This is a genomic window from Anaerocolumna jejuensis DSM 15929, assembly GCF_900142215.1.
Classification (GTDB): Bacteria; Bacillota; Clostridia; order Lachnospirales; family Lachnospiraceae; genus Anaerocolumna; species Anaerocolumna jejuensis.
In genome coordinates this window covers 235,490-258,374 of the sequence record NZ_FRAC01000010.1, presented here as the reverse complement: position 1 = coordinate 258,374, position 22,885 = coordinate 235,490, and the positions used below count along the sequence as shown (strand labels likewise).

16 protein-coding genes are annotated in these 22,885 nt (G+C 42.8%); 2 read left to right on the top strand and 14 right to left on the bottom strand.

The annotated features are described in order from the left end of the window. Positions 1-117: 117 nt before the first annotated feature. From BUB77_RS10710 to BUB77_RS10665, 11 genes are all read right to left on the bottom strand, one after another. The gene (locus BUB77_RS10710) at positions 118-2,685 is read right to left on the bottom strand and encodes an Ig-like domain-containing protein (RefSeq protein WP_073275637.1); all 2,568 of its coding nucleotides are present in this window, start codon (positions 2,683-2,685) and stop codon (positions 118-120) included. A gap of 187 nt (positions 2,686-2,872) precedes the next feature. Continuing rightward, positions 2,873-5,311: a phenylalanine--tRNA ligase subunit beta gene (gene pheT, locus BUB77_RS10705; RefSeq protein WP_073275635.1), complete on the bottom strand. Its 2,439-nt coding sequence runs from the start codon at positions 5,309-5,311 to the stop codon at positions 2,873-2,875. Between the two features lie 67 nt (positions 5,312-5,378). Next, on the bottom strand, positions 5,379-6,398 hold the full coding sequence (pheS, locus tag BUB77_RS10700) for a phenylalanine--tRNA ligase subunit alpha (RefSeq protein WP_073275817.1): 1,020 nt from the start codon (positions 6,396-6,398) through the stop codon (positions 5,379-5,381). A gap of 896 nt (positions 6,399-7,294) precedes the next feature. Further along, entirely contained in the window at positions 7,295-7,465 is a 171-nt protein-coding gene (locus BUB77_RS29870; protein ID WP_170866630.1) for a hypothetical protein, read from the bottom strand. Between the two features lie 67 nt (positions 7,466-7,532). Then, a complete protein-coding gene (locus BUB77_RS10695) occupies positions 7,533-8,195 on the bottom strand; it encodes a YesL family protein (RefSeq protein ID WP_073275633.1) in 663 nt (220 codons plus the stop codon). 30 nt (positions 8,196-8,225) lie between these two features. Then, positions 8,226-9,707: a glycoside hydrolase family 43 protein gene (locus tag BUB77_RS10690; protein WP_242962460.1), complete on the bottom strand. Its 1,482-nt coding sequence runs from the start codon at positions 9,705-9,707 to the stop codon at positions 8,226-8,228. Positions 9,708-9,736: 29 nt separating this feature from the next. Then, on the bottom strand, positions 9,737-10,657 hold the full coding sequence (locus tag BUB77_RS10685; protein ID WP_073275629.1) for an ArsR/SmtB family transcription factor: 921 nt from the start codon (positions 10,655-10,657) through the stop codon (positions 9,737-9,739). 133 nt (positions 10,658-10,790) lie between these two features. Then, entirely contained in the window at positions 10,791-11,660 is an 870-nt protein-coding gene (locus BUB77_RS10680) for a carbohydrate ABC transporter permease (RefSeq protein WP_073275627.1), read from the bottom strand. Positions 11,661-11,674: 14 nt separating this feature from the next. Next, a complete protein-coding gene (locus BUB77_RS10675; RefSeq protein ID WP_084124102.1) occupies positions 11,675-12,598 on the bottom strand; it encodes a carbohydrate ABC transporter permease in 924 nt (307 codons plus the stop codon). A gap of 74 nt (positions 12,599-12,672) precedes the next feature. After that, positions 12,673-14,058, bottom strand: coding sequence for an ABC transporter substrate-binding protein (locus BUB77_RS10670; protein WP_073275625.1), 1,386 nt, complete (start codon positions 14,056-14,058; stop codon positions 12,673-12,675). A 240-nt stretch (positions 14,059-14,298) separates the two neighbouring features. After that, positions 14,299-15,276 (bottom strand): glycoside hydrolase family 43 protein, encoded by a 978-nt coding sequence (locus tag BUB77_RS10665; RefSeq protein WP_073275623.1) that lies wholly within the window; start codon positions 15,274-15,276, stop codon positions 14,299-14,301. A 908-nt stretch (positions 15,277-16,184) separates the two neighbouring features. Here BUB77_RS10665 and BUB77_RS10660 point away from each other — a divergent pair. Then, positions 16,185-17,138, top strand: coding sequence for a YihY/virulence factor BrkB family protein (locus BUB77_RS10660; RefSeq protein WP_073275621.1), 954 nt, complete (start codon positions 16,185-16,187; stop codon positions 17,136-17,138). A 20-nt stretch (positions 17,139-17,158) separates the two neighbouring features. On the opposite strand, the gene BUB77_RS10655 is transcribed toward BUB77_RS10660, so the two are convergent. Continuing rightward, on the bottom strand, positions 17,159-19,564 hold the full coding sequence (locus BUB77_RS10655; RefSeq protein WP_073275619.1) for a SpoIID/LytB domain-containing protein: 2,406 nt from the start codon (positions 19,562-19,564) through the stop codon (positions 17,159-17,161). A 318-nt stretch (positions 19,565-19,882) separates the two neighbouring features. On the opposite strand from BUB77_RS10655, the gene BUB77_RS10650 reads away from it, so the two are divergent. Beyond that, on the top strand, positions 19,883-20,377 hold the full coding sequence (locus BUB77_RS10650; protein WP_073275617.1) for a DUF2127 domain-containing protein: 495 nt from the start codon (positions 19,883-19,885) through the stop codon (positions 20,375-20,377). Between the two features lie 84 nt (positions 20,378-20,461). On the opposite strand, the gene fsa is transcribed toward BUB77_RS10650, so the two are convergent. Both fsa and BUB77_RS10640 read right to left on the bottom strand, forming a co-directional pair. Continuing rightward, a complete protein-coding gene (fsa, locus tag BUB77_RS10645; RefSeq protein WP_073275614.1) occupies positions 20,462-21,115 on the bottom strand; it encodes a fructose-6-phosphate aldolase in 654 nt (217 codons plus the stop codon). Positions 21,116-21,190: 75 nt separating this feature from the next. Continuing rightward, complete coding sequence (locus BUB77_RS10640) at positions 21,191-22,798, bottom strand: xylulokinase (RefSeq protein WP_073275612.1); 1,608 nt, start codon at positions 22,796-22,798, stop codon at positions 21,191-21,193. Positions 22,799-22,885 lie beyond the last annotated feature (87 nt).

Genomic DNA, 22,885 nt, shown 5'->3' with positions numbered 1-22,885 from the left:
AAGTATGCTGCTTTATAAAAAGGAGGATTGAAATTACAAAAACCTCCGCAGTTACATGCGGAGGCTTTGTAATTATATTATTTTTGTCAGAAATGAATTTCAGTCCCTGACTCCTGTTTAATAATTAGGTGTTACTGACAAGGTATTCGGCACGTTGGATGCATTGCCTGAGCCGTCCGTAATGGAATTATTTGTTGTGGTAGTTAGTATAATTGGTACTCCCTTAATCGGCGTTGCATTTAAGAGAATAATAACCTTGTTATCTGTTATGGAGCAGCTGTAAACCATGTTTGAAGTATTGGTACCGCTCTGAATTGCCTGAAAGCTTGGATTGCCCTTAATATTTTCACTGAAGGTCAACGTAATCGTGTAGGGATAGCTATAGGATATTCCTGTGAAATTAGGTCCTGCATTCTCCATCAGGTATATCGTATTATTGTATTCCTTCATAGCAGTATAAGTATTATTATAACCTAAAATATTTCGAATGGTTATCGGGTAAATCGTAGAATAAGAAATACTTCCCTGTGCCAGAGTTAAGGTAATCGTAGCTCCTGCATTGCTGTTGTCCGATACTTCCGCCTTTATAACCGAAACACCCGGTATATAATAATTGCTTACATTCTGTGCCGATGCCATATCTACCTTATCAGCAAAGGTTACATACATAATACTTGGATTAACCGGTGACTGTGAAACTGCCTTCGGCGGTGCAAGAACGGAAGAAGCAGTAGCAGTCTTAGCTATCTGCACACTCTCATCTGCATTGGTATTATAATACTCATCCTTAACAAAAGCAGCAGGTATTGTTATGGTATACTGTCCTGCTTCACTAAACTGAGCGGAATTCAGAATAACCGTTACAAGATTGCCCTGGGCGGATGCCGTGTAGCCAATATTTCTGTTGCTGATAGTATCATTATTGGAAGTAAAAATCCTTGTTGCAACAAGATTTCCGGCCTGGGATACAAGGCTTACATCCTTGTTATAGGTCAGGTACAACAGGTAAGTATCCACACCATTATTGGTTTCCATCCTAAGCTCAGATTTATTGATGCTTGGTCTTGCACTGGAAATCGCAAAATCTACACTATAGCTTATTAAGTTGCGTGCGCTGGTATCGGAAGGATTTACATTATAAGCATCCCACATACCGATACTAACCTTCTGTATGCCGCTGAGAAGTGCTGCATTAGAGGACATGGTATAGTTAACCTTCGTCGGATCCTTTGCATCCACTGAACCGTTGGTAATGGTTTCTCCATTGCTTAGAATTACTGTTCCAGGCATACGGATATTCCTGCTGAAGGTAGCTGTTAAAGTATTGTAGCCTGTTCTCTGAAGATTTACCAAAGATGCCTGAGGTTTATAGGAAGTGTCTGTTCCTACTGTGACAGAAACATTGTAGCTTGTAGGATAATTGCCTGACATATCCTTGACACCCGACATAACTACGGTAAACTGCTTGTTCTTATCATAGTCAGAGATGGTGGACAAATCAATAATAAGTGACTTATAGTCCGTACTTGGCTTGTAGTTGGCTTTTCCTCTTAAAAGAGCAAGAGTTGCAGGAAGTGCCTGGGTTGACGTTGAGGTCGTATTCAGTCTGACATCCACAATATTTAAACCGGAGAAATCCATTGCTTCTGAGAAGTTAATGGAAGCCTTTAAGCCCGAATCATCTACGGTAAATCCGGTATAATAAGGTGCTCCTGAGTCTTTATAATTGATATCGGTATAATAGTTCTGAACTGCTATTCCGGTTGTGGAGGTAATTGCGGAAGATACATGGATATTATAAATTCCATTAAATACCTTCGTTGTATTTACCGTTAAGACCGTAGCATCTGAGGATAAGGTTCCTTTAAGGGTTCCCACAGCACTTGCAATATTGCCGCTGCTATCAGCCTTAGGTGTTATCTCCACTACATTGAGAAGCTTTTTATCCTTGTCAAATACCGTAGCAGCATCAACAGGACCGTCAAAGGTAATCGTAAGCGTAGTACTGTCTGTTACTACCGCAGTCTTTACTCTGGCTGACTTTGCTGCCACCTCTATATTGATATTGTCATAAACAGAACTGGCAGCTGCTCCTGCTGCCGTACGGGATGCTTTAGCGGTCAAAATAGCAAAGCCGGGCTTCAGACCGGTTACAACTCCATTCTCGTCCACTGTTGCAATCTCCGGACGGTTAATGCTGAAGGTAACTATATCACTGGTGTTGGCCGGTGTCAGGTCCACATTAAAGTCAAATTTTTCACCAACCTGCAATAAATGCCTGAAGTTATTGTCAGAGGTATCCGTTGCGTTATTAATCTCAATCTTCGTTGCAGGTATCTTAACCGTAACACTGCACGTTAAGGTTGTGGTCTTTTTGTTCTTATAGGTTATCTTAAGGTTTATTTTGGTTGTTCCCTTAGCTGCTGCTGTTACATAGCCTGCTGAATTCACAGTAGCAATCTTGCTATTGGACGAATACCATTTTTTTGTTTTCACTGTTGAATTATTCAGATTCTTAACAGTTAAGGTAAAGCCGGAACCAATTCCTACCAGAGATCTCTGCTTGGTAGACAAAGTCGGCGCAGCTGCTGCCTTTACCGTTATGGAACCCACCGAGGTAAGTAATGGCAATAGCAGTGCGGTCATTAAAAATACTGCCAGTACTTTTCTCATCCCATTTTTCATATCTAATCCTCCTGTTCTTGTTATAAACTGACTGCTTTTATTGTACATCATAATGGCTTATTTTGTCAAAACAATGTCAGAAAAATATTAGCTGTAATGCCCAAAAACAGGGCTGTCGTATTACAGGGAGGAGGATAATATTTCCTCCTCTCACTGCAAGGTACAACAGCCCCTTAAAAAGGAATTCCTATTGTCTTAATTCTATTCCCATATTGCTTAAATTCTTTAGTATTTTATTCATTACTTCCGTAATATCCTTTTCTTCCAGGGTTCTGTCCTTTGCCCGGAAGGTAATGGAGTATGCCATGGACTTATGTCCTTCTCTGATCTGGGCTCCTTCATAGATGTCGAAAAGCTCGCAGTTCTCTAAGATATTTCCGCTGCTCTTTCTGATGACAGCCTCTACTTCTCCTGCCAGGATTTCCTTGCTGACCAGCATGCTTAAGTCTCTGGTCACCGCAGGATATTTTGCAATACCTTCATACTTGGTATCAAAGGAAGCACGGGCTACGATTTCCGGCATATCAAGAACTCCTACATAGGCCTTTTCTCCGATATCATAGCCTTCCAATACATCCGGGTGAACCTCACCGAGATGGCCGATGATCTTTCCGCCGTAAACCATTTCCGCCTGCCTGCCGGGATGCAGGTAAGGCTTTAAATTATTCGGGTCATAGGTGACCCTGTCCTTTAAGCCTGCCTTTGCAAGAATTTCTTCCAGTACTCCCTTCAGTTCAAAGAAATCTCCGTCTCCGTAAAAGCCTAACACAAGCTGCACCCTTTCATCGGGAAGCTCTGTTAAAGGCAATGCCTTTGGCAGATAGGTGTTGCAGAGCTCATAAAGGCGTACATTCCTGTTTCTGCGGTTAAAATTCGTAGAAAGGGAAAGAAGCATACCATTTAAAGGCAGGGTTCTCATAATACTGTAGTCCTCACCGAGAGGATTGGCAATAACGATTGCCTGGCGTTTTTCATCCTCTTTGGAAAGCAGCAGCTTATCAAATACCTTGGGGCTTTCAAAGGAATAGCTCATAGCCTCTGAGAAGCCGCACTGCTCTGCCACATTTCTTGCCACATTTTCAATCCGAAGCTTAAAGGGAAGCTTTCCTGTGGTCGCTTCACCGTTGGGAAGGGTTGTGGGGATATTGTCATAGCCAAAAAATCTGGCAACCTCCTCATCCAGGTCTGCCTGTAAATTTACGTCCTGCCTCCAGCTTGGAACAATGACTTCATTGCTGGTTTCATCATAACCCAGATCAATCTTCCGGAAATAGGATAACATGGTTTCCTTTGAAATGTCCGTTCCAAGCACCTTATTGGTCCTGTTATAATCAAAGGGCACCCTGGTTTCCTTCCTGGTCACGGGATAAACGTCTACGGCTCCTCCTACCACTTCACCGGCTCCCAGCTCTTCTATGAGCTGGCAGGCCCTGTTAATGGCTTCCATAGCCGTATTTGGGTCCAGACCCTTCTCGAACTTGGCTGCCGCATCGGTACGAAGTCCAAGCTTTTTGCCGGATAAACGGATATTGGTGCCGTTAAAGCAGGCTGCTTCAAGGAGAAGTGTTGCTGCCTCATCGGTAATCTTGGAATTTTCACCGCCCATAATACCGGCAATTCCAACAGGCTTTTCACCGTCGCAGATCATAAGAATGGAGGAGTCAATCTTTCTTACCTGTCCGTCCAGGGTTGTAAATTCTTCTCCGTCCTTTCCTCTGCGGACTATAATCTCCCTGCCTGCAATCTGCCCCAAATCATAGGCATGCATGGGCTGAGCATATTCTTCCATAACATAGTTGGTTATATCCACAATATTATTGATAGGGCGGATACCGCAGGCGGCAAGCCTTCTTTGCATCCACTGGGGCGAGGGAGCAATCCTGATATTTTTTACTACTCTTGCCACGTATCTGGAGCAAAGGTCACTGTCTTCTATTGCTGCCTTGATATAATCGGAAGTCTTCTCACTGTTACCGGCTGCAGCAATCACAGGTGGTACAAATTCCTTATGAAAGGTAGCGGCTGCTTCTCTTGCAATTCCTAAAACACCAAAGCAGTCCACACGGTTGGAGGTTATTTCATATTCAAATACCACATCCCTAAGACCCAGGGCTTCTATGGCAGAAGAACCGATCCTGATGTCCTTGTAAGCTTCGCTGCTGCTGAAAATATAGATGCCGTTATCGGGAGCATCAGGGTACATTTCCTTACTGGAGCCCAATTCTTCGATAGAGCACATCATTCCGCAGGACTCCACTCCCCTTAGCTTTCCTTTCTTAATCTTAATGCCTCCGGGAGTTTTATTTCCGTCATGTCCTCCGGCAACCCTTCCGCCGTCCAGTACGACAGGAACAATATCACCTTCGGATACATTAGGAGCACCTGTTACGATCTGTACCATTTCTCCTTCTTCCGTAATCTGTACCTGGCATATGATTAATTTATCCGCATCGGGATGTTTTTCTATTTTTACTATTTTTCCCACTACAATTTTTTCCAGGTCCTTATCAAGCTCTTCATAGCCCTCTACCTTGGTACCGGTTAAGGTCATTCTATCGGTATATTCCTGGGGCATGACATCAAGCTCAGGGACATATGCTTTAATCCATGACAATGGCGTATTCACTCTAATTTCCTCCTATTAATCAAATTTTATTATTTACAGGACTAATGCTTCCTCTGCTGTCTTTTTCTTAAAACTGCTTTAAGAAACGGATATCATTTTCATACAAGAGTCTCATGTCATCTATCTCATATTTTAAAAGTGTAATACGCTCTAGCCCCACACCAAAGGCAAAGCCTGTGTATTCATTGGGATCAATTCCGCTCATTCTGAGAACATTCGGATGAACCATGCCACAGCCTAAGATTTCAATCCAGCCGCTGCCTTTGCAGAAACGGCAGCCCTTACCGCCGCATTTAAAGCAGGTAACATCCACCTCCGCACTGGGCTCTGTAAAAGGGAAATGATGGGGCCTGAATTTTACCTTTGTTCCTTCTCCAAAGAGCTGTTTTGCAAATTCAGCAAGGGTTCCCTTCAAATCTGCAAAGGTAATATTCTTATCTATTACAAGACCCTCTATCTGGTTAAAGCAGGGTGAATGGGTCGCATCCACCTCATCGGAGCGGAATACTCTTCCCGGCGCAATCATACGGATGGGAAGCTTTCCCTCTTCCATCATTCTTACCTGTACGGGGGAGGTCTGGGTTCTGAGAAGGATATTGCTGTTTACATAGAAGGTATCCTGTTCATCCTTGGCCGGGTGGTTGGCAGGAATATTTAAGGCTTCAAAGTTATAGTAATCATACTCTACTTCCGGCCCTTCCACTACCTCATAGCCCATACCAACAAAGATTCTCTCCACCTCTTCCAGCGCAATGCTATTTGGATGGCGGTGTCCCATAAGGGGTCTTTTGGCAGGAAGAGTAACGTCTATGGTCTCTCTCTTTATCTGCTCTTCCTTTAATTTCTTTACAAAGCCCTGCATTGCTTCCTCTAATTTTTCTTCTATTACCGTTCTTGCATCATTGACCATCTGACCAACCTTAGGTCTGTCTTCGGGAGCTACCTCCTTCATGGACTTTAAAATTTCTGTCAGCTCTCCCTTTTTGCCAAGGTAAGCTACCTTGATATCATTCAGGCTGTCAAGCTGCTCTGCCGACTTCATTTTCTCCAGTGCATCATTTACGATTGCCTTTAATTTCTCCTGCATATCTGTCTCCTTTCCTGCTTCCTTTTCTTTACACGGACGCAAAAAAACTCCGTCCCACAAGGGACGGAGTTATATCTTAATTTTAAGCTTCACTTAAAATAGGAACCTTCCGCGGTACCACCCTAATTCCGTTGTAAAATTACGAAGTAATGCAGTATCTGTAATTTACTTCACGGCTCTTAAGCGATGCGTAACGTGCATAAAACGTCATCCCCTACTAATGTTCAAGGACGCGGCTCCGGTGTGAATATCAATAATTATCTGAACTTAAGGAAGCTTTCAGCCGGTGACTTCCTCTCTCTGAAAGAAAATAACTATCTGGTCAGGACAGGCAAATATCATTATTTTCCTGCTATCCTGTCACCTTCATAGCCTTTGCGTATATGTATAAACATTTTAGCACAATTATTTTTCTTGTCAAGGCCGATTCTAAATATTACCGCGGTAAACGTTATTATTCAACATTTCTTACTTTAAGTCTTTGGAAACGGACGATTGTTTCTGGTTCCGTTCAGGCATTTTCTCGTTCGGAGCCGCTAGCTCCTGTTCCAATTCCACTAAAATGCCAACCGTTATTCCTGGAAGGTTAAATTACACCAAACTCGCTTCACATTTACTGGTTATATTAATACTGTGCGCTCAAACACTGGTGTAATTTAACCTAGTCATAACGGCTGCCATTTAAGTGTCATATGGAACCCCTCAATAGAAAATGCCTGAACAGAACCAGAAACCATCTGTGTTTTGCCTAAAATTTCAGTGAACAGATGTGTAAGGATGAACTTATCCGGCAAACACATGAAACTAAATTTGGATATACACAGATGACCAAGGAGGTTGTTTTGGTGTTTTGTCTCAAGAGGTTCCTTATGACACTTAAGCGACAGGAAACGTGACTAGGTAAAGCAATGCCACTGTTTGAGCTTGATAACTAACACAGCCCTATTTGTTACAGCGAGTTTGGCATTACTTTGCCTGCCAGTCACGTTTTCTGCCGCTTTAGTGTCATAAGGGTTCTCGCGCAACAAAACACCAAAACAACCTCCTTGGTCATCGTCCGTTTCCATAAACTTCCTTCAAGCGTTAACAGTATGCATTTTACCTTCTCTAAATAGTTTTCCAGTATTACATATTTTAGCTGTTCAGCTCAAACTTTTCACCTGAGATTTCCAGATCCTTTTCCGCCTCATTTGGTATATAGTGCCGGAACACCTGAATAAATATGGTGGAAGTCAGGAAGCCGGTCAGACCGCCGCCGCATATCAGCAGAAGTCCAATCATAGGCGGAAAGAAAAAGCTAAGAATTACAATACTTCCTACAATAAATAATAAAATCATTGTCATAATAAAATGACGGTAGGACATTAAAAATGCATTCTTAAAATTATTCTTAATTGAGTTCTTAAATTTTGCCTGAACGGGGAATATATATAATGCTATAAACAGGCAGGGAACCAAAAAAATAATGCAGCCGCCCAGCATGATTTTCCCCATATATCCTTCTACGGATGAGGCAATCTGAAAATCAAGATAAAACAGGTAGCCGATTATTAAAAGTATCAGCCAGATGACAGTCGATTGCTTTAGATTCATTTTGAAGGAATGAAAAAAATTTCTGGTGATATAACCTTCTTTGGTACGGATGCGCTTCATGCAGGTGTAGTAAAGGGCAGTGGTAGAGGCACCCATGGTTATGACCGGCAGGCTGCACAGGAGCCATAAAAAATGCAGCAGCACCATGTCGGCAACAAAATTTAAAAAACGCATTAAGATACTGTCATATGAAAAAATACTCATGGCCAACTGCCCTCTTCCTGAAATGCCGGCTTATTTTAAGCTACCAAACGCCTTAAGACCGCTTCCCCACACGGCTTCTCCTGTTTCCTGGCACAGTGCGGTAAAGGTCATAACGTATTTCTTGCCGTCATCATCATACTGCATACATACTACGCCTTCATAGGTCTTGTCTTCTATCTGAAGGGTTATAGTATTATCTCCCGAGAACTCCCAGGTTCCTGTCGCTTCTCCGGTTATCTTCCCGTTACTCTTTAAGTTAATAAGAACAGATTCCTGCATTTCTTCCGAAATACTGCGGCCATGGTTAATAAATTTATATTCTCCTGCAACACTTTTTTCGGTATAGGCACCGATTGTTTCCCCCGTATATCGGTATGGTGTTATAACCGGCCAGCCGTCTTTATTGTAGAACATCTGATGGACTCTTACCTGATGCTGCTCTCCGCTGTTTTCAAAGCGGGTATGGTATATTATAAAATACTTTCCGGTTTCCTCCTGGTACAGGCAGGAATTATGCCCAGGGGACAGATATCCTTTTCGTTCCTCGCCCTCTTCCCCTTCCTTCCAGAGAAATTTATAATTGCCCATAAGCTTGGTTCCGTATTTCATGGCTGTAATATCGCTGAAGGTGGTGTTGTCAGGTCCTTTGCAGTCTACCATATCCTGTCCCATGGAATCCTTATAAGGACCATCGGGGTTTTTCGAACGGCTTACCCGTATATTATAGCCGCCGTCTGAATCCAGCCCTCCAAAGGATAAGAACAGATAATAGTAGTCCGTGTCTTTATTATATAGAATATAAGGGGCTTCAATTCTCAGATGATTGCCGCCCAGTAATTTCTTTCCATATCCGCTCTCTAAGGGCAGCCCTGTTACCGCTTCCATCTCCTTACTAAAAATCCCACCGGAGTAGGAGCCGTAAACCATCCACAACCGTCCATCCTTATCGTAAAAAACATTGGGATCTACGGTATTGGGGTCTATTGCCGGCTGGTATAAATTTCCGTCCTCATCCGGCTCTTTGCTGTCCATTCCTGATTTTAGAAGAATACCCACATTCTTATACGGCCCCGCCACCTTATCCGAAACAGCCATTCCGAGAGCCGACAAGGGCTTGCTTCCCTGGCAGTTACAATAATACATATGGTATTTTCCGTCCTGCAAACGAATTACATCCGGTGCCCAGAAGGTGGAGGTCTGTGCCCATTCAAAGGCTTCCTTCATTTCCGTAAATACATTGGGAATGACAGGATTGTTGTTCTTAACACCTGCATTTACCTGAACCCAGTTAATGAGATTCTTTGTTTCAGCCACTGCCAAGTGAGAGCCAAAGATATCATATTTGCCATCTTCGCCCTTTACAATTGCCGGATCATGCACCGACACTTCATTGAAAGTTATCTCTACCGGATTCGCCAGAGAGAGCTTACTATTTTCGCCGCACCCTGTAAGACTGCAGATTCCACCTATCCCCAATATAAAAAATAATACTCTTTTCCTCTTTTCCTTCACCTGTCCTCCTTTGCTGCCAGCAGGCAGCATTACATAGGAGAGTACTTGATGCGGACCTGAATATCCTGATTATAATTACCGAAGCTGCTTCCAAATATGGTCAGTCCGCCTACATTCTTAGCATCCTCTTTGACCATCAGTTTAAACCGTATAGTGCTGCTGTAATTGAATTCAAACTGATTAATATCCATTTCGGATATTTTCAGCCCGTCCATAAAGGTCCCTTTTTTGTTAATTTCAATCATTTTCAGCAGGCCATACTGGTTCCAGTTAGGGAACCACCAGTCAGGTGTAAAAATCCCCCTCACATCTCCATAATCTCCAGGACTTGTCCATGTTCCGATTTCAACATCATTCAGCAGAAAAGTGATATCCGAAGGCCAGTCGTTATTAATCCCCGGTGCTTCGCTGCTAAGTTCCATGGATAAGTTTATACGGTCGACCTTCTGTCCAACCGGCAGAAGGTTTGGTATGATATATTCAATATATCCTTTGGTAAACCATAAAATTTCCGCATTCACCCTGTCCGGATGAGCAAAATATCTCGAATCATCCTCTACTCCGATAAGGGCCTTACTGGTGGCTATTCCGCAGGTAGGGTAAATATTATAAATAGAATAATGCCCTATGGGTACATCCACCTTATAGACATTCTGATCCTTCTCCGAATCTTCCAGCTCCATTTCAATTAATATCTTATCAGCATCCACACGGCATATCTTTTGATTGCCATGTCCGCTGTGCTCTATCAGTACATTGACAACTCCGCTTTCTTCCAGCATTTTTATATGACTGGTCAAGGCGCCGCTGGTAATACCCAGACTGGAAGCCAATTCCTTCATATTCATTTCTTTATTTTCCAGGAGCAGTTTCACTATATTGATTCTTAATTCCGAGCCCAGTGCTTTAAATATGTTCAATCCGGCATCCAAATTTTTAATATGTATCATTGGCAGAACTCCTTTAACAATTTCAAAATTGGTTTAGATATTACTATATATTACATAACAATGCAGTAATATGCAATAGTATCTTTAGGTTTTCCTGAAATTGATATAGTATACTACCGGCATTAGCTTTCTTTCACTCCTTCAGGCCTGAAACCGCTAACGATTCAATAATATATCTCTGAAAAAAGAAAAACAGCAGAAGTGTCGGGATGATGGATATTACGGAAGCTGCCATAATAAGAGGGTAATCGCTTTGTACTGCATAGTAGGAATTAAAGGAACGGATAACTACCTGCAGTGTGAACCACTCATCATTCTGGATAAATATTGTGGGTGCCAGGAAATCGTTCCATATTCCCATAAACCATAAAATCAGCTGGGTCATTAAAGGACCCTTCATCAAAGGCAAAAATATGCTGTAGTACATTTTAAAATATCCGCATCCGTCAATCTTTGCGGCCTCAGCAATAGAAGTGGGGATACTGGTCAAATTCTGCCTCAGGAAAAAGATGATGCTTATATTTCCGAAAAGGCCGGGGATTATAAGCGGCAGCAGACTATTGGTCCACCCCATTCTTGTAAACATTACATACTGGGGAATCATGACTGCCGCAAAGGGAATCATCATGGTAGAAAGCAGTGCCAGAAAGGCAATATTTTTCCCCTTGAACTGCAGCTTGCTGAAAGAAAAAGCAGCCAGAGAGGAAGTAAATCCGCCAATCAGCAATACCGGCGCCTCTATGAGCATTGTGTTTCTCACGCCTCGAAAGAATGCGCCCTTTTGAAGCACCTGAGCATACTTGCCAAACTTCCAGGGCTTTGGGATAACAGAAAAATTTGCCGAAAGTATTTGGTTTTTTGTCATGAAGGAGCTTAATACCATATAAATCAACGGAAATACCATTGCAACCGCTCCAAACAGGAGTACAGCAAAAATAATGACATTAATAATCCTGCTTTTTTTTGATGTAATTGATGAACCGACATCATCTTTATTCGCCATTTATCTTTTCCTCCTTAATCAATGGTCTTTACCCATTTCTCCTGACCATTGAAATTAATTGCCGTCACAATAAATATCAGTAAGCACAGCAGCATTGCAATCGCAGAGCCATAACCCATCTGCCTTCCTTCAAAGGCTTTATCATAAAGATAATAAACTACCGTTGCAGCACTATAGTTCGTTCCGCCTTTGCTTACCATTACCACAACCTCGACGAACACCTGGAACCCGCCAATCAACCCCATTATGAGAAGGTAAAAGGTAACAGGAGATACCAGGGGTATGGTGATATGCCGGAACAGCTGGAAGCCGCTTCCTCCGTCAATCTTTGCCGCTTCATAGTAGGAGCCGGGAATGGACTGAAGGCCGGACAGATAAAGTATAATGGAGGTTCCTAATCCCTTCCAGACCATGAAAATGATCATAGCCACCTTGACCCAGCCTTCATCCCCCAGCCAGTTAGGACCATGCTTACCTGAAATTGCTTTAATTATGATATTCAAAAGGCCATAATCGTAATTAAAGACCCAAGCCCATAAAATAGCTACCGCAACCATAGAGGAAACAACCGGTACGTAATACATGGTTCGCAGAACTTTAATTCCAGGAATCTTACGATTCATACCTACCGCACAAATCAAAGAAAGCACCATCCCTATGGGAATACCCAGCATATAAATTACCGTATTAAGCAGGGACTTCCAGAATTTCGCATCGTGGAACAGGTCTATGTAATTTTGAAATCCAACAAAATTATCAAGCATATTGTTGGTCCCCGTCCAGGTCGTCAGGCTGGCAACAAACGCAAAACCAATCGGAAATGCCATAAAAATCAAGAATCCAATAAAAGGTGGTGCAATAAAAAGTCTCCCATACCTCTGTTCCTTCAGAGTGGCTGCCGTCATTTTTTTTCTGGCTTCTTTTCTTCTTCCGAACATCTTTACCTCCATTTAAAGAAATGGCTGACTGCCCGCAGCCAGCCATTCCTAATAAAGCGCAAGCTATCTGAACCTTATTTTACATTTGCCCATGCCTTGTCTAAGGATTCCTGCATTTTTGGCTGAACCTCAGCAAGATAATCCGCCACGCTTACACTGCCGTTTTTCACATTGGGAAAGCCTTCAAAGAACAAGCTCGACCACTCTGAATTTGGTGTATAGGTTGTTTCCATCATCTTACCTTTATAAGTATCTGTTCCGTTTAAGTAATTGAAGAAAACATTTATATTGGAAGGATATTTTACTGTACCGTCTTTTACCGCGCTGATAAAATCTTTTTGTGCATAGCTCTGAATATTGGGAAGCTGGATGGATTCTCCTCCTGTTGCTCCTGATAATTCCTTTTGTCCTTCAAGATTGGTCGTCAGGTAGGAAATCAATTTCAAGGCTGCCTCTTTATTCTTGCTCTTATCGGAAATGCAGAATCCTACCGTTCCGTTCCACGTTGTAGATACTCCTGTTGAAAGAGTAGGATATGCACAAAGGTCCCAGTTATAAGGGAAGGTTTCCTTATCCATAAAAGCTCCTACATCCCAGGTGCCGCAGGCATAAAATGCTTCCTGCCCTGCCAGCCACCTCTGGTATACTCCCAAAGAGGAATCCTGCTCTACCGTAGGTGTTACCTTATATTTTAATGTCAGATCCACATATTTCTGTACAGCATCTATGAACTCCGGCGTATTTACGGTCACCGTTTTGTAATCATCGCTAAGGAAACTTGCACCATTGGACCAGATAAACTGATGGAGCATGAAGCCATCCGCAAAGCCCGCACCCCATTGGTCCGTTTCTCCGTCTCCGTCCTTATCCTTTGTCAGTGCCTGACACACCTTGACAAATTCATCATATGTATAGGGCTTGTCAGGATTCGGATACTCTACCCCAGCTTCATCAAACAAATCCTTATTGTAAGCATAAGCAAAGGTCGATCCGTCCTTCGGAAGAGCATACAGACTTCCGCTTCCGGTAGTGGTGCCGTCATATTTATAAACATTCAGAACATTCTGATACATATCATCTGTTGAGATATTGTTATCCTTTAACATCTGATCCAGGGAAGCAACATATCCATTTTTCACGTAATCGACCACAGATTCCGGTCCTACATAAAAGACATCCGGCATATCTCCTGAAGCCATCATACCGGTCAGGGTAGTTGCATATTCATCCTGGGTAGTTACCTGAAAATCCACGTCCTTAACAGTATCTTTATTGGCCTCTTTGAATTCGTCAATCATCTTCTTATATACTGCTTTTTCATGATCCTGCATGTAGACAAAAACTGTCAGTTTTGCTTTGCCTCCTGCTGATTTGTCCCCATTAGATGAACAGCCTGTCATGGCAATGGAAGCCGTCATTATGATTGCCAGTCCCATAGCAATTACTTTTTTCAATCTCATTTTTCTCCTCCTTAAAAACCTTAATATCAACCCTTTTTACTATTATAGAATTAAGAACAATTCAACTATACCACCATCATTTACTATTTGCAATATTATTTTAGCTTTTTCTAATGTTTGCAGTCAATTTTATGCATTTTATTCAAATTCAAAGTTACTTCATTGTAAATATTGCACATATATTTTATAAGTAATTGTATTTGTTTACATTTTTCTAAACTCCAAAACATAGTTCTCCTGCTATTTGCTGCCAGCCGCATATTCAAAGCATGGAAAACCATTCTCATTCCATTTTACAGGCATTATCATCGTATGCCTGTTGGGATCATATAAAGGATTCCCCTCTATTTCCTCATATTGCCTGGCATGATAGATACAAAGGTCCATACTTCCGTCCTCTCCTTTAACAAAGGAATTATGTCCCGGTCCGTAAATTCCCTTATCTCTATTCGTCTGCAGAACCGGATAAGAAAGCTTTCTCCAATTGTTAGGGTCCAGTATTTCCCTTTCTTCATCAATGTACAGCATGCCCATGCAATAACAGGCACCGGTGGCGCTGGCAGAAAAGGTGAGAAAAAGCTTTCCGTCCTTCCGAATAACGGCAGGCCCCTCGTTCACCCAGTATTCAACCCTTTCCCATGGATAATCCGGCGTCGTAAGCAATACCTGAACGGTAGCAAGACGATTTGGAGAAGCCATTTTTGCAATATACAAATTGGATATCTGTTTGCCTACCCCCGTTTTCTCCGCCCATACATAATACCATTCCCCTCTGTGTTCAAATACCGTAGCATCCAGAGAAAATGCCTGAAAGGAAAACTCATCCTCCTCTGCCGCCTGCATCCTGCCAAGCTCTCTCCAGGGCCCTTTCATAGGATCTTCGCTGTCACAGACCAAAACATAGGGCCGGATTTTCCAGATATTCTCCGCTTCCCCAGCCGCATAATAAATATGCCATTTTCCCATAACATAATGCAATTCGGGCGCCCATATATGAACAGCCTGCGGCCCCTTATCATGCCTTCTCCACAGCACCTCTTCCTTTGCCTCTTTTAATCCCTCTATCGTATTGGAGCTGCGCAGAACAATTCTATCATATTCAGGAACAGAGCCTGTAAAATAATAGGTTCCTTCTCTGCTGCGGCAAATAAACGGGTCCGCCCTTTGCTCAATAAATGGTTTATTGTACTTTGTAATATTTACTTTTCTGTTCTCCATAATAACCTCCATGCTGCCAACGTGTATGAATTCTGCTTTTCAATAATTCATAGTAATCTCATTCCTGAATATCCAGTCCTTATTGGCTATCCGTAAATTCCCAGTAAAAAATCTCTTTGGTACCTAAGGAGGTATCACAAAAAACCACTCCCTTATTACACAATAGCATCCCGAATAATAAAATTCAATACATACTTTACATTTTCATTGATTAATATTGTTTTTTCTAAACATCATTAACTATTTCATTAGCGTTAATAACTACGAATGATTAAGCAAGAAAGCAAAATGGTACTATATAAGTTTTTAATATAATTTTTTAATATAAATTTGGAAAAATCTAATTGGAAAGTTTGGAGAGTGATTATTTGATAAAAAGAATACCTTAAATTAGATAATTTTAATATATTTTCAAATAGTAAACGCATTCATGTACAGTTCAGCCTTGCCCATCTATTCACGTAAATTTCAATCCAAAGCACAGATGGTTTCTGGTTCCGTTCAGGCATTTTCTATTGAAGGGTTCCTTATGACACTTAAATGGCAGCCGTTATGACTAGGCTAAATTACACCAGTGTCTGAGCTCACAGTGTTAATATAACCAATAATTGTGAAGCGAGTTTGGTGCAATTTAACCTTCCAGGAATAACAGCTGGCATTTTAGTGGAATTGGAACCGTGAATAGAAAATGCCTGAACGGAACCAGAAACCATCGTCCGTTTCCCAAGAACTAACTACAAAGAAGTCTGAATAGTAACGTATCGATAGATTACTCTACTTTCCTTTCCCGCCAAAAAGTGGTATAATATGTATCATTATTAAAAAAGCGTACTATTTCCTCCGGAATAGACATATAATAAAATGTATAGATAGCACCTTCTTTTGGGCAGCTAAACACGAGGTAACTGATGAATATTATAATATCCATTTATAAAATAATACGTGCTTTCGGACGGAAGGTGAAGGAGGATAATATAGCCGCTTTCTCAGCTCAGGCTGCTTTTTTTGTCATTATCTCTTTCTTTCCCTTCTTTATGTTATTTTTGACTTTGATACAGTATTTATCCATAGATCAGAAGGTATTCATCCATGCTATTGACCAGCTGTTTCCTGACAGCATCGATGAGATGGTGATTGGTGTGGTAAATGAAATATATACCGGGAATTCCGGTACAATTATCTCCGTAACGGCTGCTGTTTCCGCTCTTTGGGCAGCTTCCAAAGGAATTCTTGGTATCGTTAAGGGTCTCAATGCCGTTTATGGAATCAGAGAAAGCAGAAATAACTTCCTGCTCCGTATTATTTCCGCTTTTTATACATTGGCATTTTCCATTATCCTGATTGTCAGTCTTTTTATACTGGTATTCGGTAATCAGCTCTATAGCTGGATAATCATGAAGCTCCCCGTGCTTTCACATCTGGCCCTGGTCATTATCAGTATCCGCACGATAGCGGGTCTTTTAATCCTGACCTCGTTTTTCCTTATGGTTTACATGGTCATTCCCAACCGCACCACAAAATTATACAGGGAATTTCCCGGCGCTCTGATTGCTGCCGTAGGCTGGATGGGCTTTTCCTATCTGTATTCCTTTTATATTGACAATATGAGCAACTACTCCAGAACCTACGGAAGCCTTACCGCTATTGTACTGTTTATGCTGTGGTTTTACTTTATCATGCATATCCTCTTTATCGGAGGCGAAATCAATGTGGTATTATCCTCCGGTGATTTGGTCTATTATATGCGGTATCTCTTCCAGCACCGAAAAGAATTGGAAGAGAAAAAGAAGGCCACCGATCATATCTATATGCAGGAGCACCCAAAGAAAGAGGGTACCTCTGATAAGCTTATGAAAAAATAGCCTTCCTTCCCTTCTGCAGCTTAATAGATAAATCCAATATCCACATCGGTGTAGTAGTGTTTTAGAATGATGTCAAAGGTTTTTCCGGAGTCCGCCATTGCCTTCGCTCCGTTCTGGCTCATTCCTACTCCGTGGCCATAGCCTCCGCCCTTGACGGTAATACGATTTTCTCCCTTGTTAAAATAGATATAGGCACTGGGAAGCAGCTTCAATCCCGATACAGGGCTGCCATCCGCTCTTTTAATTTCTGAGGACAAGGGAGCTAAAAGGCTTCGTATATTGTATTCATTCTGCACGGATACGGTTGCTTTCGTGCCGATAAGGTACAGCTTTGAAACAATGCCGCTCTTTTCCCTGGCGGCTACTATTATATTCTTTAACTCTCCGATGGAATTAATAGCCTTACTCTCAAAAACCGGCTTATTCTCAACACTTCCCCCTGTTAAGGTAAGAATAAAGGATGGGTTTGCCGCATAACGGCTTCCTAAGCTTTGATTGATTGCCTGGGTAAGCTCCTTCTTTGTCATGGTCACACTCCAGCGGTACCAGGGGAATTCACTGTCATAGGTGCTGTAATCCGGTTTATCAAAAAAGCTTCTGAAAGCTGTTTCCGTGGAATAATCAACGGTATCGGGATGAAAGGAAGAAGCATAAACAGCCTTTTGGTCCACCAGGTCATACACTGCCTGGGCTTTTCCTGCGAGATAAGGAGCTGATGCATCTCCCGCCCATACGTCATTTATGGAAGCAGTATAGCCCCAGGAGGTGGAGAAATAATAGGCATTTATTACTTTACCCTGATATTTTAAGACTTTTCCGTAGGTGTCTTTTACTGCCAGAATCGACTGCTCGTTCTCCGGCAGATTATTATATACCTGATAGCTGACGCTGTCATCCACATGGGCTCCATATTCGCTTAAGCCGCTTGCCATCAGCTGGTTGTAGGCATAGCTTCTGGCACAGACAGCCTGTGCTTTTAAAGCTTCCATGTTATAAGAAGTGGGCATTTCACTTGGAACTACCGCATAGAGATATTCCTCCAAGGACAGCTCATTGACTATGGTAAGTCCTTCGTCTTCCCTGGCAACCTCTATTGCCCCCCGGTATTTCGGATTTGCTCCTGAACGATTTACGGAAAGAAGAGTTATCTTTCCGCTTCCTCCCTTGGTTTCTAACCGGATTCTGCCCTTCTTAAATAAGCTGTTATTGGGATTTATGGTGACTTTATCTCCCGCCTTATGCTCCTTCACTTTTTTACCTGCCGTTACGGTAAAAGCCTTATTGGCTGTCAATACCACCTTATCGTGAAAGAGGCCCCTGTAATTATCCGTCTTGATCAGCACCCTTATATTTTCCGCCTTGATAGGTGCTTTTATCAGAGCTGCCGCAATCTTACCCTTTGCCACCACAAAATCCGTGGTGCTGTAACCCACCAGAATACTGTTGGTCACTTCCATGGAAAGCTCGTCATATACCTTATAAATACGGTAATTATCCTCTAAGGTCACTTTTCCGTAGCCCTGTATCTCAATGGTATTTTTCCCGGCAGAGAGCACCTTCCCGCTGATAGTATCAGGCTTCATGATAATCTTTATAATCTTTTTATCCTTCACGGTTATATCGCAGACCGTTTTTCCTATCGCCTGGGACAAGGGGTACTCTGTTTTAAATTCCTTGGTTATGCCATTTATAAAGGCCTTCACGGAGGAACCCTTTCCCTGTATGATCCAAAGATTTGAAAGAAGTGTTTCCCCGGCGGAAGCCTCCTTGATATAGACAATTTCCTTTCCCTTAACCAGGGCGGTAACACTGGTATCGGTATAGGCATCTGCCTTAAAAGGATGGGGTTCTGCTTTTTCCTTAGCCTCTAATTTGCCGTCCTTGTAAAATTCCTCATAGCTGTTGGTATCCTTATAGGAAAAATCCCCCTGGTCAGTAACCGCAATGCCTTTTCCCTCTTCTTCTCTGCTTGTCAATATGTACAAATCCTGTTCGGTAACAGGCCGGGAATCCTTTGGCAGACTATTTACCAAGGCATTGTAGAAATCCAGGAATAATGCCGTAGGCATACCTTTGTCCTCTTCTTCCGTAAGCAGGGAAAAGGAAAGCTTATCCGTTATGTCCTTCTCTTTTAAATCCAATGCCTTAGCAATAAGTTCAAGATAGGAACGTGCCTTTCCATAGGTGAGTTTATCTGCCGCCTTCTTCCCGCCGGTAAGCTTATCCCCGTCAATTCCAAGATAGGAGAGAAGCCTTACCGCCTCTTCGCCCTTCATGGTCTCTCCCTTTCCTGCCGGCTCATCTATCTGAATCCGTTTATCATCTGAATCCCGGAATCCATCTCCTGATTTCTTGATTACACTGACTGCAAATATAATAATCAAGGCTGTTACACATATGCCTAACAGCCACAGCTTTTTTTTCATGTCTTACCCCATTCCTGTGTTGGTATTGCTTGTCTCGCTCCAGGCAAGCTTGTATTACATTATATACAGGTTGGACAGGATTATGTCAAACTCTTGCCGGATTTTAAGCAGCAGTAACATTGTATATCAGGATTACCTGCTTAACAATAGTACATTCGGGAACTTAATAATTACAGCTATATTGGGTAAAAATAATTTGATAAAGTTATTCGGCAAAGAGTCTAAGAAATAAAAAGGAAGCTTAACGACTGGCATATTTGTGGCTCTGTGCCCGCAGATTGCAGACGCGGGCATGTCTATACAATCAGGAGGATTTAAATGAAAGATACTGCTTACACTAAAAATGACATCGTCCATGTAAGCTTTGAAATTGGGCTTTTTCTAAAGGGTATTTATGGGTTTCTGGAAATCCTTGGCGGAGTCCTGCTGCTATTCTTAAACCCACACAGGCTGAATCTGTTAACGCATTTTTTAACGAAGCATGAGCTGTCGGAAGACCCCAGGGATATTGTGGCAACCTATCTGATATCCTTAAGCAGCAGCTTTTCCATCAGCACTCAGCATTTTGCCGTATTTTACTTGATATCACATGGGGTTATAAAATGTTTCCTGATTTTCCTGTTATGGCGCAGAAAACTATTTGCATACCCGCTGACTATTATTTCCCTCCTTCTGTTTATTGCTTACCAGATATACCGTTATACCCTGACCCGTTCCGGTTTCCTGATATTCCTTACTCTTTTTGATATTATCATGATCGTATTAACCTTTTTGGAATATAAAAGGATAAATAGTGCCTCTAATGCACAATAAAAAGAAAGGCCCCGATATTACTGCGAACCACCTCATTATCAGTGTGCAGTAATATCAGAGCCTTTTTATCCTTTCCAGCCTTCTTTATTCGCCGAAAACTGCCCGGTAATCCTTCTGGAATTTCTCAATTCCCTGGTCTGTTAAGGGATGCTTTGTGCAGACTTCGATGACACTGTAAGGAACCGTAGCAATGTCGGCACCTGCCAGGGCACAATCGGTAATATGAATGGGATTTCTTACGCTTGCAGCAATAATTTCTGTCTTTATTTCATAAATACAGAATATCTCCGCTATTGTTTTAATCAGGTCTATACCTGGGGTCGAGATATCATCCAGTCTGCCAAGAAAAGGCGAAACATAGGTGGCTCCCGCTCTTGCAGCCAGTAAAGCCTGATTTGCTGAAAAGATAAGCGTAACATTTGTCTTAATGCCTTCGGCGGAAAGAACCTTTACAGCCTTTAAGCCTTCCACCGTCATAGGAATTTTTACAATCATGTTAGGATGGATTTTAGCAATTTCTCTTCCTTCTGCTATCATACCCTTGGCATCAACGGTAGTAGCCTTTACTTCCCCGCTGATAGGTCCGTCTACGATAGAAGCAATTTCTTTAATTACTTCCACAAAGTCTCTGCCTTCTTTGGCAATGAGGGAGGGATTTGTAGTTACACCACAGATAACTCCCATTTCCTCTGCTTTCCTGACCTCATCCACATTTGCCGTATCGATAAAAAATTTCATTTTTGACTCCTATCTGCGTGCTTTGGCACGCGTGCAAAATCAGGGGAAGTAAAATGTAGATTTTACTCCTCTCTGCTATAAATAATCTGCAGCAGCTCTCTCAAGGGCAAGTCCCCTGACATAGCGCTTCATGAATTCTTCAAAGCCGGCCACATCCTTCTCCTCCGGCGCAATCGTTGTGCCGCTCATTCCCGCAAATACCCTGTCTGAAAGGTATTCCTCCAGGCTCTCACCAGCACCCCGGCGAAGCATAAAAGAAGCTAAAAGAGCAATTCCCCAGGCACCGCCTTCACCGGCCGTTTCTTCCATAACAGATACCGGCACATTGATGGCGGCGGCCATGATGCTCTGGCCCACATCCTTTGTCTTAAAGAGACCTCCGTGGCCCAGCATTTTGTCCAGCCGGACACCTTCCTGTTTCAGCAGGATATCCAGGCCAATCTTAAGTGCTCCAAGGGCCGTGTAGAGATTGACTCTCATGAAATTGGCAAGATTAAAGCTACTTTCAGGTGTACGAACAAAAAGGGGCCGTCCTTCTTCCACATGGGTAATGTGCTCACTTGACAGACAGCCGTAGGCCAGCAGTCCGCCGCAATCCGCATCTCCCTTCAGTGCCTGCCGGTAAAGGGTTCCGTAAAGCTTATCCGTATCCACCCCGGCTCCGATGATTCGTGCAAATTCATCAAAGAGGCCGACCCAGGCATTCAGGTCCGATGTGCAGTTATTGGAATGTGCCATGGCAACCAGGCTGCCCGTCGGTGTGGTAACAATATCCAGCTCAGGGTAGACCTTGGATAATTTCTTCTCAAGCACTATCATTGCAAATACGGAGGTTCCTGCGGACACATTGCCGGTACGCTGTGCCACACTGTTCGTAGCAGCCATGCCGGTGCCTGCGTCCCCTTCCGGCGGGCAGAAAGGAATTCCTTCCATAAGCTCTCCGCTTACGTCTAAAAGCCTTGCCCCTTCCTTTGTCAATGTCCCGGCCCTTTCACCGGCTACCATGACCCTTGGAAGGATGTCCTTCAGCTTCCAGGAAAATTCCTTTTCGGAAACCAGGCCGTCAAACTGTTCCACCATGGTCTGGTTATAATTTTTGATATCGGCATCAATGGGGAACATACCGGAGGCTTCCCCGATACCGACAACTTTCTCTCCTGTCAGCTTCCAATGAATATAACCTGCCAGGGTCGTCATGTAAGAGATATCTGCCACATGGTCCTCTCCCTTTAAGATTGCCTGATAAAGATGGGCAATGCTCCACCTCTGGGGAACCGGATACTGGAAGACCTCTGTCAGCTTCCTGGACGCTTCTTCCGTAATAGTGTTCCGCCAGGTACGGAAGGGTACCAAAAGCTTTTCATCCCTGTCAAAAACCATATAGCCATGCATCATGGCACTAAAGCCGATTGCTCCGACTCTTTTTAACGCCACACCGTATTTTTCCTTCACATCCCGAGCCATTTTCTGATAGCTGTCCTGAAGGCCCTTCCAGACCTCCTCCAGACTGTAGGTCCAGATATGATTCACATAGCTGTTCTCCCATTCATGGCTCCCGGAAGCAATTGCCAGGTGATCCTCACTGATTAAAACCGCTTTGATTCTGGTAGATCCAAGTTCAATACCTAGGACTGTATTTCCCTTTTCAACAGCCTCTCTTATATCCTTCTCGCTGAGACTCATTTCCCTGCCTCCCTTTCATTTTGCTTAAGGTATGCCTGATAACTGCTTGTGCCGGGCGGTCAGAACGGTACAAGGAATTTCAGACAC

Excerpts from the sequence above, each read along its gene's own strand:
- BUB77_RS10650 (WP_073275617.1), top strand. The coding sequence starts at position 19,883 with ATGAAAGATACTGCTTACACTAAAAATGACATCGTCCATGTAAGCTTT.
- BUB77_RS10665 (WP_073275623.1), bottom strand. The coding sequence starts at position 15,276 with ATGGAGAACAGAAAAGTAAATATTACAAAGTACAATAAACCATTTATT.
- BUB77_RS10695 (WP_073275633.1), bottom strand. The coding sequence starts at position 8,195 with ATGAGTATTTTTTCATATGACAGTATCTTAATGCGTTTTTTAAATTTT.
- pheS (WP_073275817.1), bottom strand. The coding sequence starts at position 6,398 with ATGCAGGAGAAATTAAAGGCAATCGTAAATGATGCACTGGAGAAAATG.
- BUB77_RS10660 (WP_073275621.1), top strand. The coding sequence starts at position 16,185 with ATGAATATTATAATATCCATTTATAAAATAATACGTGCTTTCGGACGG.
- BUB77_RS10675 (WP_084124102.1), bottom strand. The coding sequence starts at position 12,598 with ATGTTCGGAAGAAGAAAAGAAGCCAGAAAAAAAATGACGGCAGCCACT.
- BUB77_RS29870 (WP_170866630.1), bottom strand. The coding sequence starts at position 7,465 with ATGGAAACGGACGATGACCAAGGAGGTTGTTTTGGTGTTTTGTTGCGC.
- BUB77_RS10640 (WP_073275612.1), bottom strand. The coding sequence starts at position 22,798 with ATGAGTCTCAGCGAGAAGGATATAAGAGAGGCTGTTGAAAAGGGAAAT.
- BUB77_RS10685 (WP_073275629.1), bottom strand. The coding sequence starts at position 10,657 with ATGATACATATTAAAAATTTGGATGCCGGATTGAACATATTTAAAGCA.
- BUB77_RS10670 (WP_073275625.1), bottom strand. The coding sequence starts at position 14,058 with ATGAGATTGAAAAAAGTAATTGCTATGGGACTGGCAATCATAATGACG.
- BUB77_RS10710 (WP_073275637.1), bottom strand. The coding sequence starts at position 2,685 with ATGAAAAATGGGATGAGAAAAGTACTGGCAGTATTTTTAATGACCGCA.
- BUB77_RS10655 (WP_073275619.1), bottom strand. The coding sequence starts at position 19,564 with ATGAAAAAAAAGCTGTGGCTGTTAGGCATATGTGTAACAGCCTTGATT.
- fsa (WP_073275614.1), bottom strand. The coding sequence starts at position 21,115 with ATGAAATTTTTTATCGATACGGCAAATGTGGATGAGGTCAGGAAAGCA.
- BUB77_RS10680 (WP_073275627.1), bottom strand. The coding sequence starts at position 11,660 with ATGGCGAATAAAGATGATGTCGGTTCATCAATTACATCAAAAAAAAGC.